This is a genomic window from Parasphingorhabdus pacifica (assembly GCF_054779195.1).
The window spans coordinates 15,146-31,681 of sequence record NZ_BAAGYS010000012.1 but is presented as its reverse complement, the minus strand read 5'-3'; the positions used below and the strand labels follow the sequence as shown (position 1 = coordinate 31,681).

Below are 16,536 nucleotides of genomic sequence, written 5' to 3'. Positions count from 1 at the left end.
CTTCTTTTTCGGAGGCGCCTTCGCCCGGCGTTCGGCCAACAGCTCGACAGCCCGGTCCATATCCAACGACTCCACGTCGTCGCCCTTGCGCAACGAGGCGTTGGTCTCGCCGTCGGTGACGTACGGGCCGAACCGACCGTCCTTGATCACCAGCGGCTTGCCCGTCTCCGGTTCGTCTCCCAGCTCGCGCAGGGGTGGGGTCGCCGCCCGGCGCCCACGCTGCTTCGGCTGCTCGTAGATCTTGAGCGCCTCGTCGAGGGTGATCGAAAAGATCTGCTCCTCGGTCTCCAACGACCGCGAGTCCGTGCCCTTCTTCAAGTACGGCCCGTAGCGGCCGTTCTGCGCGGTGATGTCATTGCCCGACTCCGGGTCGGTACCGACCACGCGGGGCAGGGACAGCAGCTTGAGCGCATCGTCCAACGTCACTGTGTCCAGCGACATCGACTTCAACAGGCTGCCGGTCCGCGGCTTGGACTTGTCACCTTCGGGCAGGATCTCGGTGATGTACGGCCCGAACCGGCCGTCCTTGGCCACGATCTCGTGCCCGGACTCCGGATCGGTCCCCAGGCTGCGGCCCTCCATCGGAGTGGCGAACAGCTTCTCGGCCACCCCGACGTCGAGTTCGTCCGGCGGCAGGTCGTCGGGCAGATTCGCCCGCTGGGACTTCTCCGCACCGTTCTCGTCGACGGTGCCCGTCGGACGTTCCAGGTACGGACCGTAACGGCCGACCCGGACGTACACGGTGCGGCCGTCATCGTCGGTGCACATCGGGATCGAGTTCACCTCGCGAGCATCGATCTGCTCGACGCTCGACCCGACCAGCTTCTTGAGCCCACCGGCCCGGCCGATCGAGCCGCCCGGCCCCACATCGCCACCGAAGTAGAAGCCCGACAGCCACTTGGTCCGCTCCTGCGTGCCCTCGGCGATGCGGTCCAGCTCGTCCTCCAGCGCGGCGGTGAAATCGTAGTCGACCAGCCGACCGAAGTGCTTCTCCATCAACCCGACCACGGCGAACGCGACCCACGACGGAACGAGCGCGGACCCCTTCTTCCACACGTAGCCACGTTCCTGCACGGTGCTGATGATCGACGCGTAGGTGGAAGGACGGCCGATACCCAGCTCTTCGAGCGCCTTGACCAGACTTGCTTCGGTGAACCTCGGCGGCGGGTTGGTGCTGTGTCCGTCCGGGGACAGCTCCGGTGCGCTGATGGCCTGGCCCTGCGACAACCGGGGCAGCCGGGACTCCGCGTCGTCAGCGACACCGCCTGCCTCCGAGTCGACCGCTTCGACGTAGGCCTTGAGGAACCCTGCGAAGGTGATCGTCCGACCGGAGGCCGCGAACGTGCACTCCTCGCCACCGTCGGTCGAGCCGGTGATCCGGACCGAGAGCGTGGTTCCCTTCGCATCGGACATCTGCGAGGAGATGGTGCGCTGCCAGATCAGCTCGTAGAGCTTGTGGCCGTCGGCATCGAGTTCGGCCGCCACCTCACCAGGCGTGCGGAAGCTCTCGCCCGCGGGGCGGATCGCTTCGTGGGCTTCCTGCGCGTTCTTGACCTTGCGGTTGTACTGGCGCGGCTGGGGCGACACGTGATCGTCGCCGTAGAGCTCGCGGGCCTGGTTGCGGGACGCCTCGATCGCCGTCTCGGACAGCGTCGTGGAGTCCGTACGCATGTAGGTGATGTAGCCGTTTTCGTACAGCCGTTGCGCGGTGCGCATCGTGCGGTCCGCCGAGAAACGCAGCTTGCGGCCGGCCTCCTGCTGGAGCGTGGAGGTCATGAACGGCGCGTACGGCTTCCGGGTGTACGGCTTCTCCTCGACGCTCGAGACGCCGAGCCGGGCCTCGGCAAGGCCGTCGGCGATCCGGCGCGCCTCGGTTTCGTCGAGCAGTCGCACGTCGTCGTTCTTGAGCTGCCCGTCCGGCCCGAAGTCGCGCCCGGTAGCCAGTTTCGCGCCGTCGACGCTGACCAGCCTGGCGCTGAACCGAGGTGGTTCAGCTTCGGCCCCGGCGTCCATCGTCGCGGAAATGTCCCAGTAGGAGGCGGGAACGAATCGGATGCGCTCGCGCTCGCGCTCCACCACGATCCGAGTGGCCACCGACTGCACCCGGCCCGCCGAAAGCTTCGGCATGACCTTCTTCCACAGCACCGGGCTGACCTCGTAGCCGTAGAGGCGGTCGAGGATGCGCCTGGTCTCCTGGGCGTCGACCAGGTCTTGGTCCAGGTCGCGCGGGTTGGCCGCGGCCGCCTGGATGGCCGACTCGGTGATCTCGTGGAAGACCATCCGGCGCACCGGGACCTTCGGCTTGAGCGTCTCCATCAGGTGCCAGGCGATCGCCTCGCCTTCGCGGTCACCATCCGTGGCGAGGTAGAGCTCGTCGACGTCCTTGAGCGCGTCCTTGAGTTCGCTGACGGTCGACTTCTTGTCCGCGGTCACCAGGTACAGCGGCTCGAAGTCGTTCTCCACGTCGACGCCGAGGCGCGCCCACGCCTGCCCCTTGTACTTGGCCGGCACGTCGGCGGCACCGCGCGGCAGGTCCCGGATGTGTCCCCGGGAGGACTCGACGACGAAGTCCGAGCCCAGGAAGGAAGCGATCTTGCGGGCCTTGGCGGGCGACTCGACGATGACCAATCGACGCCCTCCGGAGGCCGCCCCGGTGGGGGACCCCGAAGCCCGGCCTGTACCGCCGTCCTTCTTCGTCCGTGTCGACCCAGCCACGCTTACCTGCTCTCTTCTCGCCGGAGGCGTCCGATTTGCCAGTGTGCACCGTGCGCGGGTCAATATGCCGCGCCGGGGACGCACAGCGTTGCATACAACACGCCGACCGTTGCGTCTTTCGCCTCTACGAACGTATCGGGTAGCCGGTGTGTTCCGTTGCGTGACCTCCTGTGACATGCACCAAAGACAGTCAGGAGGCTTCCGGCCACGTTCGCTCGATCGCGCCAACGGGAGCAGGCCCGACCAGCTCGGCGAGTCGGGCGAGGCGGCGTTTGCCGGTGACCCGCAATCCAGGACCACCAGCACGGGTACCCACGAACGCGGCCGGTAGACCACCGTGAGCCAACGCTTGCGCGAGCGGTTCGTGCGTAGCTTCGGAATGCGGGTCGAGCCCGAGGAAGTAGCCGGCCGGGTCCATCCGCCCGGCCGCGAGTGCCCAGAACCGCAGGGCGGGCCCGTCCGGCACGTAACCCCGGGGCACGGATTTGACGGCGCCGCGCAGCCACTGGCCCGCGAGTCCGGTCAGGTCGCTGCGAAAGGCGGTCCGGACCAGCGGGTTGCCTTCCGCGGAGCGGTCGACCTCCGCTGCGATACCGCGCTCGGCGCACGCGGCGACGACGGACCGGGCGCGCCAGTCCTCGAGGACCACGACCGAGACGCGCGCCGCCGTGCCGCGCCCGAAGCCGACTGCCTGGCCGGGCCCGCACAGCAGCCCCGCGAGGTCGGCGACACGCGGCCGCCGAGCCTCAGCGGAGAAGAAGGACAGCTGGTCCACGGGCGTGATCGTAGAGCAATCCCGGCCTCCCGGGTCCGTTCCTGCGCGGGTGGTCGACTCGTCGTCCGCGCGGTCGGCGTTCGCGAACGGCGAACCCCGGCCACGCGGACGGGGTCGCCGCGGATGGGTGACGATCGTGCCGACCAGCGGAGCGCACCCCCGGGGGCCGGCGCCTGCGGGTCAGCCCTGCGGCTGCGGGGCGGGCTGCTGGCCGGGAGCCTGCGGCGGCTGGCCCTGCTGGGGCGGCGGCTGCTGGTTGAACTGCTTGCACTGGGGAGCCTGCTCGGCTGCCGCGGCGAGTTCCTTGTTCTTGGAGAACTCGTCGAACTGCGGCTGCAGGTTCAGCTGCTCGCCCTTCTTGAGCTCCTCCTGCACCGCGACCATCCCGGCGGTGAAGGTCTCCTTGTTGGTGGTGTCCACCTGCTCCGCCTTTTGGGCCGCGGTGGTGAGAATGTCGCGCACCTGGGTGAACCCGTCCGCGAAACCGCTACTCACCTTGTTTCCGCCGGATATCGGCGATTCGGGCATCTTCCGCAGGGCGGCCACCGACTCGCTCGCCGACTGCTCGGCCGCGCGCATCTGGGCGATCGAGGATTCCTTGAACTTCGGGATGCTCGACTTGTCCACCTTCGGGCCATCCTGCTGGGAGAGTGCGAAACCCGCGACGTGGCCGCACATCTGATCCACCCAGGCGACCCCCTCGGTTTGCTCGTTCCCCTTCTGCTCAGCCGCGGGAGCCTGCTCGGTCTGCGACTGGGCGGGGTCTTCCTGCCCGCAGCCCGCGATCATGATCGGCAGGGTCGCCAACACCGCTACGGACACTGAACGGATCTTCATGCGTGTTCCCCAAGGGTCGCTTCTCCGTGCCCCCTGACCCTCTCGTACACCGCTACCGCCGACCGGCACCGGGGCTGGGAAAAACGGGGCGATCCCCCGCACGAAACCCCATATAACCGCTGAGCAGCCACCAAACCGGACACGACATTCCGAGGGACACCACCCGAACGGGCGACGTCCCTCGGAATGCGATGACGGTTCAGGCCGCTCCGTTGACCATCTTGTCGTCGGTGTGGTCCTCGGCGATCGCGGTGCTGCGCCGCTTCGCCGCGACGATGGCGGCCACGATCACGGCGGTGGCGCCCAGCGAGATGGCGATCCGAACACTGGGAGAGGCCATGTCGCCGACGGTCAGGGTCACCACCGCCGGGGCGATCAGCAGAGCCACCAGGTTCATGACCTTGAGCAGCGGGTTGATCGCCGGTCCGGCAGTGTCCTTGAACGGATCGCCGACCGTGTCACCGATGACGGTCGCCGCATGCGCTTCGGACCCCTTGCCGCCGTGGTAACCGTCCTCGACGAGCTTCTTGGAGTTGTCCCAGGCACCACCGGAGTTGGCCAGGAAGATCGCCATCAGGGTGCCGGTGGCGATCGCACCGGCGAGGTAACCCGCCAGCGGACCGACGCCGAGACCGAACCCGACGGCGATCGGTGCCAGCACCGCCAGCAGACCCGGGGTGGCGAGTTCGCGCAGCGAATCGCGGGTGCAGATGTCGACCACCCGGCCGTACGCGGGCCGCACCGAACCGTCCATGATTCCGGGGCTCTCCGCGAACTGGCGCCGTACCTCGTACACGACGGCCCCTGCCGCGCGGGAGACCGCGTTGATCGCCAGTCCCGTGAACAGGAACACCACTGCCGCGCCGATGGTGATGCCGACCAGGACGTTCGGCGCGAAGACCTGGTACTCATCGGCGGTGATCGCGGAGTTGACCGCCTGGGCCGCCTTCACGATGGCGTCCTGGTACGAGCCGAACAGCGCGGTCGCCGCCAGGACGGCGGTCGAGATCGCGATGCCCTTGGTGATGGCCTTCGTGGTGTTGCCGACCGCGTCCAGCTCGGTGAGGATGTTCGCGCCCTCGCCCTCGAACTCACCGGACATCTCGGCGATGCCCTGCGCGTTGTCGCTGACCGGGCCGAAGGTGTCCATCGCGACGATCACGCCGACCGTGGTCAGCAGACCGCAACCGGCCAGCGCGATCGCGAACAGCGCCACCGTCAGGGAGCCGGAGAGCAGGAAGGCTCCGAACACGGCCGCGGCGATCACCAGTGCCGTGTAGACGGCTGATTCGAAGCCGACCGACAGGCCGGTGAGGATCACGGTCGCCGCGCCGGTCATCGACGACCTGCCCACGTCGCGGACCGGGCGCGTCTCGGTGGCCGTGTAGTAACCGGTCAGCTTGAGGATGACGACCGCCAGCACGATGCCGATGATCACCGCGGCCATGGCGATCACCGCGGGGTTGCCTTCGGTGCCGCGGATCTCCTCGGACACACCGGCCAGTTCCCCGAACGAGCTCGGCAGGTAGAACATGGCCGCGAGCGCGCACAGCACAGCGGAGATTCCCGCCGAGATGTAGAACGAGCGGTTGATCGCGGTCAGGGCGCTCTCCCCCGACCGGGCCTTGGTGATGTACACGCCGATCACGGCGGTCACGACCCCGATGGCGGGCACGATCAGTGGGAAGAGCAGGCCTTTGAGGCCGAATGCCGCGGTGCCGAGGATCAGCGAGGCGACCAGCGTGACCGCGTAGGACTCGAACAGGTCGGCCGCCATCCCGGCGCAGTCCCCGACGTTGTCGCCCACGTTGTCGGCGATGGTCGCCGCATTGCGCGGGTCGTCCTCCGGGATGTTCTGCTCGACCTTGCCGACCAGATCGGCGCCCACGTCGGCGGCCTTGGTGAAGATGCCGCCGCCGACCCTCATGAACATCGCCAACAACGCGGCACCGAATCCGAAGCCCTCCAGCACACGCGGGGCGTCGCCGGTGTAGACCAACACCACCAGCGTGGCACCGAACAGGCCGAGCCCGACGGTGGTCATACCGACAACCCCACCGGTGCGGAAGGCAACCCGCATCGCCGTCTCCCGACCCTCGGCCGGATCGTTGGCCGCCGCGGCCACCCGCAGGTTGGCGCGGGTCGACAACCACATGCCCAGGTAGCCGATCGACGCCGAGAACGCCGCACCGACCAGGAAGAAGATCGACCGGCCCACGCGCTCGCCCATGCTCTCCGCAGGCAGCGCGAACAGCAGTACGAAGACCACGACGGCGAAGACCGCCAGCGTTCGGAACTGCCGGTTGAGGTATGCCGATGCGCCTTCCTGCACGGCTTTGGCGATGTCCTGCATCTTGGCGGTGCCCTGCCCGGCGGACAGGACCTCCTTGATCAGCACGTAGCCGAACGTCAAAGCGGCCAGAGCGATCACCATGACCACTCCGACCACCGCATAGTCGGCGCTGCCTAGTTCGATGGCCTGCTGGGCCTGGACACGGATCGACGAGCTCGGTGGTGCAGCGCCCTGACTCCAGCCTTGCTGGACCGGGTTGAGCAGGGACATCCGTCCTCCTGGATTGTGCTCGGTTCAGCGCCGGAAGACAGTGGCGTCAGCTCCGACGCGCGGTAGGTGGTCGCACTCCGCCCGGCGGACCGATCGAAGCGAAACCGTGCTCGCGGAGTCTATTCAGAGAGAACGTGTCTTAGTTCACCGTGTGATCTGTGCCTCTCTTCGACGTGCGGATTCGTTATGTGGGAATCGATTCAGAAGCTACTTGATCACCCGTTCAGCCAATCATCGATTTGGCCTGAACGGGCTACTTAAGGTAATGCGCCTGCGCCACAGCGCGCGAGTGCTTGTCACCCGATCGGCGGCCAAGGAAAGTTCCTCGGCGAGAGTCGGGACCGGACGTACGTGAGCGCGCCTCCGAAGTCCGTCGGGGGCCGGCCACACCGCCCGGAACCGCCTGTCCGCCGCCCGAACCCACCGAAAACCACGCTCAAGATCACCTGATCGGGATAATCGATTGCCGGTGCTCAGCGAGGTATGCGGGCGTACCGCACGCGGGACGCGCATGCGAGGCTCGAACGGTGACCGCAAGCCGAACGGGCAACGGCAGGCAACTGCTCGACAGGGTGATCGCAGGCATTCCCGCCGGCGAATCGCCGCTGCGACATGTCGAGCAGCTGCCCGCACGCGCCGCCCGACACACGCCGTGGCCGACCTGGGCACCGGAACCGGTCGTCACGGCACTCCGCTCCGCGGGAGCCGAACAACCCTGGACGCACCAGGCCGAAGGGGCCGAAACGGCCTGGCACGGCAACAACGTCGTCGTCGCCACCGGCACCGCCTCGGGCAAATCGATGGTCTACCAACTGCCCGTGCTGTCCCGTCTGCACACCGACCCGAAGGCCACGGCGCTGTACCTGTCCCCCACCAAAGCGCTGGGCGCCGACCAACTCCGCGCGATCACGGCGCTGGACCTACCGGGCATCCGAGCCGCCGCCTACGACGGCGACACGCCGACCGTCGAACGTGACTGGGTCCGAGCCCACGGACGCTGGGTCTTCACCAACCCGGACATGCTCCACCACGGGTTCCTCTCGCAGCACAGCAAATGGGCGCGGCTCTTCCGCAAACTCACCTACGTGGTCATCGACGAATGCCACACCTACCGGGGCGTTTTCGGATCGCACGTCGCCCTGCTCCTGCGGAGACTGCGCCGCATCGCCCAGCACTACGGCGCCGAACCGATCTTCGTGCTGGCCTCCGCCACCGTCGCCGCGCCCGATGCCTTCGCCGAACGCCTGACCGGGGCCAAGTGCCTTGCCGTCACCGACGACGGATCTCCGCGCGGCGCACGCACCGTCGCCCTCTGGGAGCCACCCCTGCTCGACGAGATCACCGGCGAGAACGGCGCTCCCGTACGCAGGTCGGCCGGGAGCGAAGCCGCCCGGATCACCACCGAGCTGGTGATCGAGGGATCCCGGACGCTGGCGTTCATCCGCTCCCGACGCGGAGTGGAGCTGGCCGCGCTTTCCGCCCAGCGGGCCCTGGCCGAGGTCGACGAATCACTGGCCGACAAGGTCGCCGCCTACCGCGGCGGCTACCTCCCGGAGGATCGCCGGGCACTGGAACGTTCCCTGCTTTCCGGGGAACTCCTCGCTGTGACCACCACGAACGCGCTGGAGCTCGGAGTCGACATCGCCGGCCTGGACGCCGTCGTGGTGGCCGGTTACCCCGGCACGCTCGCCTCCTTCTGGCAGCAGGCCGGGCGCGCCGGACGCGACGGCGAGGATGCGCTCGTCGTGTTCGTCGCGCGGGAGGACCCCCTCGACACCTACCTCGTGCACCATCCACCAGCCGTTCTGGAACAGCCGGTGGAGACGACCGTTCTGGACCCGACCAATCCGTACGTGCTGGAGCCACACCTGGCCTGCGCGGCGGCGGAGCTGCACCTGACCGAGGAGACCTTCGACTTCTTCGGCGGGCAACCGGCGGTGGAATCAGCAGCAGCGCTCACCAATGCGGGTGTTCTCCGCAAACGTCCCCGCGGCTGGTACTGGACATCCCGCGACCGTCCACACCGGACGGTTCAGTTGCGCGGTTCCGGTGGCGAGCAGATCGCCGTGGTGGAAGGAGACTCCGGCCGCATGCTGGGCACGGTGGACCCGGATTCGGCCTGCGGCACGGTGCATCCCGGAGCCCTGTACCTGCACCAGGGACAGTCCTTCGTCGTCGACGAACTCGATCTCGAAACCGGACTGGCCCTCGTCCACGCGGAGAGTCCCGACTGGACGACCTCACCGCGCGAGATCATCGACATCTCGATCCGTCGAACCGTCGAATCCCACCGCCCGGCGCCGGACATCACGGTCAACCTGGGTGAGGTGGAGGTGACCTCACAGGTGGTCGGTTACCTCCGGAAGCTCCCCACCGGGCAGGTACTCGACCAGATCCCGTTGGACCTGCCCGCGCAGACCCTGCGGACCAGAGCGGTTTGGTACACGCTCAGCGACGAGATCCTCTCCGGCAAGGCACCGGGGGCCGCCGGACTCGATCCGGCGCACATCCCCGGCGCCCTGCATGCTGCCGAGCACGCGGCGATCGGCCTGCTACCGCTGTTCGCTACCTGCGACCGGTGGGACATCGGCGGAGTTTCGACCGCGTTGCACGAGGACACGGGGGAAGCAACGGTCTTCGTGCACGACGGTCATCCGGGCGGTGCGGGCTTCGCCGACCGCGGATTCGCCGCGTTGTTCACCTGGTTGCGAGCGACGCGGGAAGCAATCGCCTCCTGCGAGTGCCCGGCCGGATGCCCGTCCTGCGTCCAGTCGCCGAAGTGCGGAAACGGCAACGAACCGCTGGACAAGGCTGGGGCGGTGGCTGTCCTCGACGTCGTGTCGGCCGCTGATCCGGGAGACCGTCGCACCGGCTGAGCCACGCGGGTGCCGTGCTCGCCGGTGTGCTCGCCGTTCGGGGAAGGCTCGGCGACACGGCCTGCCCCGCGTTCGGGGAAGGCTCAGCACAGTGCTGGTCTCCTCGGCTCATTCGCTCGAATGAGCCGTCAACGGCCGGCCGAGACGAGGCCCGCCACGTTTTCGAAGTCGTCCATGCCCGAGCACAGCGCATCCTGCACCATCTCGGGTACGGGCAACCGCCAACCGCACGTCTCCGGCTTGGCGCGCCAGTGCACAACACCGTGCTGGTACGTGGTCGGAGGCAGCGGGATCCAGCTACCGGTGCTGTGCAACCGCACTCGACCGGAGTCGGCGAGTTCGGCGCACAACCGCCCGCCCGGAGCCGTCAAGAAGTACCAACGACCGTCGGGCGTCGCCACGATCGGGGTAGGCGCCCCCACTGACCGCAGTGCACCCGCGGCGCGCTTGCCCCAGTCAGCGTCGATCTCCAGTGCCTCGACCGCCGTACCGGTCGCCACCAGCAAGTTGTACGGCCGCTCGGTCCACAAGGAGGCGACCTGGTCGGTGTCCCGGTCCTGCTCGAGCCGCTGCTGCCAGTCCAGGTGCACGGGTTCGAGCCCGGTAACCGCCTGGCCGTGTGCGGCGTCGTTGCCGCTGCGACCGGTCCAGCGAGAACCTTCCGGATAGGTGCCGGGGAGTACCGGCCACCCGCGAGATGCGAGACCGATGGCCTGCACTCGCAGTTCGATCCGGAAGGCGCTTCGCCAACCGTCCGCCGACCAATCCATTACGTCGCCTCCTTGTCGATTGCCGACGCTCGACGGGACGGCGATATCCGTACCGACCACTCGAAGCCCGACCACGTTGTCGATGCCCCTGCCTTGCGCCTACACCTCCAATCAACGTCATTTACGTCACTCAAGTCGACCCCTCCATCGACGACCGGTCGTTTGGCGACGACGAGTGTTCGTTCGGGTGACAGGACCACCGAACGGTGGAGCAGATGAACGGCAACCAAACCGGTCACGAAACCGGACCCGCGCGCGCACGTGCCTCGGCATGTAGGAGGCCGGAAAGGATTCCTGGTGCGGACGCCCGTACCTTCACTCGGGAATGCCAGCCATGCACTCGGCATTCGAGCAGTTCAACCCCCATTCCGTCCGAGATCCAGCCCGCCCGGCCGCACGCGAGATCGCGCCCGTACGGAGCGTGCGACGCCACGGCCAGCGCTGCCAAATCGGCTGCGCCCTCCGCCCGGTGGCGATGAACCACTGCCGCGCCGAACTGAGCGGCGAACCACAGGACGCTGAGCAACGCGACGGACAGCACAGCGGACAATGCGGTGGCAGCTCCCCGATCACGTTCGTCCGGGATCGTCACGACACCGGCTCCGAGACCGGTTCCGGCACGCTCGGCGGTCCTCGCGGATCGCTGGGCGGGGATTCATCCGGCGGGGATTCGTCCGGTGGGGATTCATCCGGCAGTGATTCATCCAGCGGCGGCACCTCCGGCGGGGATTCATCCGGCGGGGATTCATCCGGCGGGATCGCGCCGGGTTCCAATACGGCGTAGGCAGTACTTGCCGCCCCCGGCAGGAATTCCACCGCAGCGGGCGAGGTGACCTCGGTGACGACCCGATCTTCTCGCACTTTCACGCTCAGCTCCGCGCCCCGCGGAGCGAGCCGACCAACCGCCTCGCTCGCCTGCCGGTGCGCACCACGAGCGACCAGGCGAGCGGCCTCCACGGCCGCATCGGTGCACCGGAGGTGACTGATCACCGCACCGGCCCCGAGCAGTCCGAGCACGAACACCGAGATCACAGCGCAGATTCCGAGTGCTGCTTCCACTGTTACCGCACCGGTGTCGGTCTCCCTCCGCGGTTCGCCAGAACACGCGCCACCCGCCGGTTCCGGCATGTTCTCGGCACCCTGTTCTCCGCAACTGCCGCAACCACCGGAAACGCTGGAACCAGTGGAAGAGCTGGAACCGTTGGCATCGCTGGAAGCTCTGACGTCACGGGAAGCTCTGACATCACCGGAAGTCCCTGCATCGCCGGAAGTCCCTGCATCGCCGGAAGTCCCTGCATCGCCGGAAGTCCTGGAACCGTCCGGTTCGGGAGGCCGCTGAACGCCGGTGGCAACGCTCTGCATCAGAAACTGTCCTGCAGCGCTCGCTCGATCAACGCGGTGAGTGCGCCTGTGACCGTGTCACCGGTGACCACTGTGTACAGGACGGCGGCGAACGCGGCCGCGGCGATCGTCCCGATGGCGTACTCAGCGGTACTCATACCCGCATCGCCCCACAGAAGGCCGGTCAACCGCCAACGCATCCGCCGCAGGAACCACCCCTTCTGGCGCCGAGTCGGCGCTTCGGTACTCGGTACGGGGCTCGTCGGGCCGTTGTTCAGCGGTTGAGGACTCGTCGGTGCGGAGTTCCGCTCCGGAAGTGCCACGGTCCGAAACGTCATGTACTGCTCCTCTCGTTCACCCGACCCCGGTCGGGATGGGTTGGGGTTGTTGATCTAGGGCGTCGTCGTGTTCACCAGGAAGCTGCGAGGCGGCCGACCATTCCGGCCAGGACCGGGACGATGCCGAGGCACAGGAATGCGGGCAGAAAGCAGCCGCCCAACGGGGCCGTAACCCATACGGCCGCGCGTTGGGACCGCTCCTGCGCTGCTTGGTCGGCACTCGTCCGAGTGCGGGCGGCCAGTTCATCCGCGACGGCGGCCAACCCGCTGCCGGTGCGCGCCGTTCGGCGTGCCGCACGGGCGAGCTCGGCAGTGTCCGGGTGGACCAGGGCCGGTTCCCACGCGGAAACCGGGTCGGCACCGAGGACCAACAGGTCCGCGACCTTCCGCATGGCTGCTCGTGCTGTACCCGAGAGTTCGTCGGAAACCGAACGAACGGCCACCGGAACGGCCAGTCCAGCGCGCAGGCTCGCGGCGAGTAGATCCCAACAGGCCGCCAAACCGATGGGGTCGCTCCGGATCGTCCGCTCCGGCATCAGACGTCCCCACGCGAACCATGCGGCAGCCCCGACGATCGGGCCGACGACTACTGCCGGGCCGATGCCGACGGCGGCCCACACTCCCGCGGACACACTCAACACCGTCGACAACGCCAGCGCAGACGCGGTCGGCAACGAAAATCGTGCCACCCGCGCTGCCATGCGTCCCGAAGACACACGTGGCAGCGGTCTCCCTCCGTGCATTCCGGCGCGAGGCACGCTCCGGGCACGGAGCGGAGTGCTCGACACCAGCCGGGCACCGGCGGAAGAAGTGTCGAAGAGCAGCATCGCGCTCGCCAGCAGCAATATCGGCACGCTCATAGCGGCACCGCCGATTCGGTCAATCGCCGGGTCCACACAACTCCACCGCAGGCCAATCCGGTACCGACCACCAGCAATACCTGCCCGAGAGGCTCACCAGCCAGGAAGGCCAGTGGTGCGGCCCCGACGGCTTCTCCCAGCAGTAGCCCGAGCATCGGCAGTCCCGCCAGCACGAGAGCTGTCGCCCGTGGACCTGCCATTCGTGCTTCGACCTCGCCCGCGAAGCAGAGCCGGTGTTCGAGATCACGGCACACGCTGTCGAGCAGGTCGGCCAGCGCCACGCCGTGCTGATCGGCCAGCTCCCAGGCTCGACCGATCCGACCGAGCGGTCGGCGCAGCTCGGGCCACCGGTCCTCGTCACGAAGGAGTTCCGAGACATCACCGCCGAGCCGCGCGGTCGCCGCCATGTCGCGGAACACGGTCGCGGCGCTGTTCGTCCCACCGGACGCGGCACCAGCGGGCGTGAGGCGACCTCTTCCGGGCGCGGGCAGACCGGGCCGGGCCGAAGTTCGCCCAGCCGAATCACTGTCCAGCGGGTCGTCCGCGGCGGCACCGGCGGCGGCCGATGCGGGATGCGAACCCGCCCGCAGCTCGGCGACCAGGACACGCAATCCTCCGGCCAGCTGCGCGACCCGGTTTCGCCTGCGGTTCCGTTCCCACCGGGACCGCCACGTTCGCGTGGCCAGGATCGCCACGGACAGGGCTGCACAGACCCCACCGACTCCCGCCACGGCACCGCCGAGAGCAGCCGCCGGGATCGGCAACACGCGCACCAGGTGGTGCCCCGGCTGTCGGAGGCGACGTGCAGCACCGTGCCGGGCACAGTGGGCACGATGCCGCGCATACCCGTCGGGCCAGAACCACAACGACATCGACAGGCAGAGCAAGGTCAGCACGGCAACGCACCACCTCGGCAGGCCAGCAAACCGGCCAAGTCCGCTTTTCCCGGCCCCCATCCGGTTTCCGCATCCCAAGCCGGGACCACGCGGAGCGCGTCCGTGTCGCGTCGCAGTACCCCGATGCCCGCGAGGTGCCGCCCGGCAGCGCTGTTGCGTCGGACGTGCAGGACGACCTGCACCGCTGCCGCCAACTGGCTGTGCAGTGCCGCACGCCCGAGCCCACCCAGCGCAGCCAGCGCTTCCATCCGCGCCGGAACCTCCTGCGGGGAGTTGGCGTGCACCGTTCCGGCACCGCCTTCGTGTCCGGTGTTCATCGCGCTCAGCAGCTCGCAGACCTCCGAGCCCCGCACTTCGCCCACGATCAGACGGTCCGGGCGCATCCGCAGCGCCTGGCGCACCAAGTCGCGCATGCGCACCTCACCCGCACCCTCCACATTGGCCGGACGGGTGAGCAGCCGGACCACGTGCGGGTGTTTGGGACGCAGTTCTCCCGCTTCTTCTACGCAGAGGATCCGGTCGGTTTCGGGAACCTCGCTCAGCAGCGCGGCCAGTAGCGTCGTCTTCCCCGCACCAGTGCCGCCGGAGACGAGGAAAGCGAGCCGAGTAGCGACGATGGACCGCAATACCCCGGTGATGTGCTCGTCGAGTGCTCCGAGCCTGCGCAGTTCGTCGAGGTCGTGCACTGCCGGTCGCAGCACACGCAGGGACAAGCACGTCCCGCCTGCCGCGATGGGCGGCAGCACCGCGTGCAGCCTGGTCGCTCCGGAGGAACCGACTCCGGGCAGCCATGCGTCCACCCACGGTTGCGCTTCATCGAGCCGTCTGCCGCTTGCCAAGGCCAGTCGTTGGGCGAGTCGGCGCACCGCGTCCTCGTCCGGGAAGCTCACCGAGCTGCGCCGGAGACCGTGACCCCGATCGACCCAGACGGCTTCGGACGAGGTCACCAGCACATCGGCTACCTCGGGATCCCGCAGCAGCGGCTCCAACGGTCCCGCGCCGAGGAATTCCTGTTGCATGGAGCGGAGTGCGGTCAGCACATCAGCGTCGCCTACCAGACCGCCTGCTTCTTCACGGACCGCCGCGGCCACGGCCGCCGAGGTCACCGGAGCTCCACTACCCACGAGGTGGTTCCGCACTCGTTCGATCAGTTCGTTGTTCATCGGGCGGTCACCGCCGTGGCTCCGGGAGTCTCCGGACTGTCGAGTGCGGTGAGCAGCTCCTTGGCGGCGCGGGATACCGGGCCGCGTGCGGCCCGTTCCGCGGCGCAGAAACCGTGCCGGTCCAGCACCGCGGGTAGGTCGGGCTGTGGGCGCATCGTGGCGATCGCGTCCAACCCGACCGCCCGCTCCACGTCCCGGACGCGAAGACCACCCGGTGCCGGCCCGCGCACGACCAGGCGCACCGGGCAGGTGGCCGCAGCGGCGACGGCCCCGGCCAGCCGGGCCGCGGCGGCGCAGGCGCGAACGGCGGCGGGAACCACGATCACGGTCATGTCCGCCCTGCGCAGTCCGGCTTTCGCGGCCTCCGGAAGCGAACGGGGCAGATCACAAACGACGGTGTCCCCTGCCCGCCGCCCCGCTGCGACCACGGCGCGGACGGCCTCGGGGGTCAATCCGGCGGAGGGGCCATCGCGGTCGCAGGCGAGCACGGTCAACCTTCCCGAACCGATCTTGCGCTCGGGCAGTGCGTCGTGGAGTGCGGTGACCGCCACCCGTCCGCCACTGACGGTCAGGCCTGACCACCGCAAACCTTGCACCTCTTCGACACCGACCGTCAGGTCGAGCCCGCCACCCAGGGAATCGCAGTCGAGCAGCAATGACCGGTCACCTCGGTGAGCGGCGATCGCGGCTGTTGCCGTGGCGAGCGCGGAAGCTCCCGCGCCTCCGCACCCGCCGACGACGGCCACCACCCGGCCGTCGTGGCGCGCGGACGCATCGACCACTTCGGCGAGTGACTCGACCAGCGGGGCCTCCTCGTCCGGCAGCACGAACACCTGTTCCGCGCCGATCTCGAACGCCGCCCGCCACAGGTCGGGCGTGGGCGCACGGCAGAGCACGAAGACGTCCGGACGTCGCGGAAATTCCGTTGCTGCGGCCGAAACGGCCGTGGCTTCGTCCAGCAACACCAACGGCGCCTCTCGCCACCGACCGCCTGCCTCGCTCGGGGCCTCGAGCCGCTCCGGTTCGCAGTTCGCGGCTGCCGCCAGCCTGGACACCTCATCGGCGAGTTCGGCGTCCTGTGTGATCAGCAGAGGTCTGGTCGTGACCATGGGTGCGTTCCGTTCCGGTGGAGGATCAGTAGTGCGAGATGCACCGATGCCTCCCCCGCCGACGTAGCCGATCGCCGGACCGGCGCGGAACAGCTCGCTGCCGATTCGACTGGACCCCCGTAGGTCGGGGCGGTGAATGCCCGCTTGGTATCCACAGTGGTCAGGGGAGCAACAGCTGCCAACACTCGATTTGCAATCTGTGTACAACTGCAGGAGCTGTGGATAAACGACTTCACTCAGCCGGAGGAAGAGAACGGACGTATTCGTGGGTCAATCCCACAAACGCGGCTCAA

The 16,536-nt window shown here is 68.4% G+C and carries 12 protein-coding genes and 1 pseudogene; 1 reads left to right on the top strand and 12 read right to left on the bottom strand.

Translation table 11 applies throughout. The annotated features are described in order from the left end of the window. Positions 1 to 27: 27 nt before the first annotated feature. From topA to ACYVAN_RS19380, 4 genes and pseudogenes are all read right to left on the bottom strand, one after another. Positions 28 to 2,892, bottom strand: a pseudogene (gene topA / locus ACYVAN_RS19395) (type I DNA topoisomerase); the annotation flags it as partial. 13 nt (positions 2,893 to 2,905) lie between these two features. Continuing rightward, positions 2,906 to 3,490 (bottom strand): hypothetical protein, encoded by a 585-nt coding sequence (locus ACYVAN_RS19390; RefSeq protein ID WP_460961640.1) that lies wholly within the window; start codon positions 3,488 to 3,490, stop codon positions 2,906 to 2,908. A 180-nt stretch (positions 3,491 to 3,670) separates the two neighbouring features. Further along, positions 3,671 to 4,327, bottom strand: coding sequence for a hypothetical protein (locus tag ACYVAN_RS19385; protein ID WP_460961638.1), 657 nt, complete (start codon positions 4,325 to 4,327; stop codon positions 3,671 to 3,673). Between the two features lie 199 nt (positions 4,328 to 4,526). Continuing rightward, entirely contained in the window at positions 4,527 to 6,890 is a 2,364-nt protein-coding gene (locus tag ACYVAN_RS19380) for a sodium-translocating pyrophosphatase (protein WP_460961636.1), read from the bottom strand. 527 nt (positions 6,891 to 7,417) lie between these two features. Between ACYVAN_RS19380 and ACYVAN_RS19375 the strand changes: the two genes are divergently transcribed. Beyond that, positions 7,418 to 9,766, top strand: coding sequence for a DEAD/DEAH box helicase (locus tag ACYVAN_RS19375; RefSeq protein WP_460961635.1), 2,349 nt, complete (start codon positions 7,418 to 7,420; stop codon positions 9,764 to 9,766). Between the two features lie 128 nt (positions 9,767 to 9,894). Here ACYVAN_RS19375 and ACYVAN_RS19370 read toward each other — a convergent pair whose 3' ends face one another. The 8 genes from ACYVAN_RS19370 to ssd form a co-directional block, all read right to left on the bottom strand. Continuing rightward, positions 9,895 to 10,536, bottom strand: a complete 642-nt coding sequence (locus ACYVAN_RS19370; protein ID WP_460961633.1) for a bifunctional DNA primase/polymerase — start codon at positions 10,534 to 10,536, stop codon at positions 9,895 to 9,897. A 235-nt stretch (positions 10,537 to 10,771) separates the two neighbouring features. Continuing rightward, a complete protein-coding gene (locus ACYVAN_RS19365) occupies positions 10,772 to 11,128 on the bottom strand; it encodes an Rv3654c family TadE-like protein (RefSeq protein ID WP_460961631.1) in 357 nt (118 codons plus the stop codon). Further along, positions 11,125 to 11,664 (bottom strand): TadE family type IV pilus minor pilin, encoded by a 540-nt coding sequence (locus ACYVAN_RS19360; protein ID WP_460961628.1) that lies wholly within the window; start codon positions 11,662 to 11,664, stop codon positions 11,125 to 11,127. Before ACYVAN_RS19360 ends, ACYVAN_RS19365 begins: the two co-directional genes overlap by 4 nt. A 233-nt stretch (positions 11,665 to 11,897) precedes the next feature. Further along, the gene (locus ACYVAN_RS19355; RefSeq protein ID WP_460961627.1) at positions 11,898 to 12,215 is read right to left on the bottom strand and encodes a DUF4244 domain-containing protein; all 318 of its coding nucleotides are present in this window, start codon (positions 12,213 to 12,215) and stop codon (positions 11,898 to 11,900) included. A gap of 71 nt (positions 12,216 to 12,286) precedes the next feature. Continuing rightward, positions 12,287 to 12,889 (bottom strand): type II secretion system F family protein, encoded by a 603-nt coding sequence (locus ACYVAN_RS19350; protein ID WP_460961625.1) that lies wholly within the window; start codon positions 12,887 to 12,889, stop codon positions 12,287 to 12,289. 182 nt (positions 12,890 to 13,071) lie between these two features. Next, positions 13,072 to 13,971, bottom strand: a complete 900-nt coding sequence (locus tag ACYVAN_RS19345; protein WP_460961623.1) for a type II secretion system F family protein — start codon at positions 13,969 to 13,971, stop codon at positions 13,072 to 13,074. Continuing rightward, positions 13,965 to 15,134, bottom strand: coding sequence for a TadA family conjugal transfer-associated ATPase (locus ACYVAN_RS19340; RefSeq protein ID WP_460961621.1), 1,170 nt, complete (start codon positions 15,132 to 15,134; stop codon positions 13,965 to 13,967). The genes ACYVAN_RS19345 and ACYVAN_RS19340 overlap by 7 nt, the downstream gene beginning before the upstream one ends. Continuing rightward, on the bottom strand, positions 15,131 to 16,243 hold the full coding sequence (ssd, locus tag ACYVAN_RS19335; protein WP_460961619.1) for a septum site-determining protein Ssd: 1,113 nt from the start codon (positions 16,241 to 16,243) through the stop codon (positions 15,131 to 15,133). The genes ACYVAN_RS19340 and ssd overlap by 4 nt, the downstream gene beginning before the upstream one ends. Positions 16,244 to 16,536 lie beyond the last annotated feature (293 nt).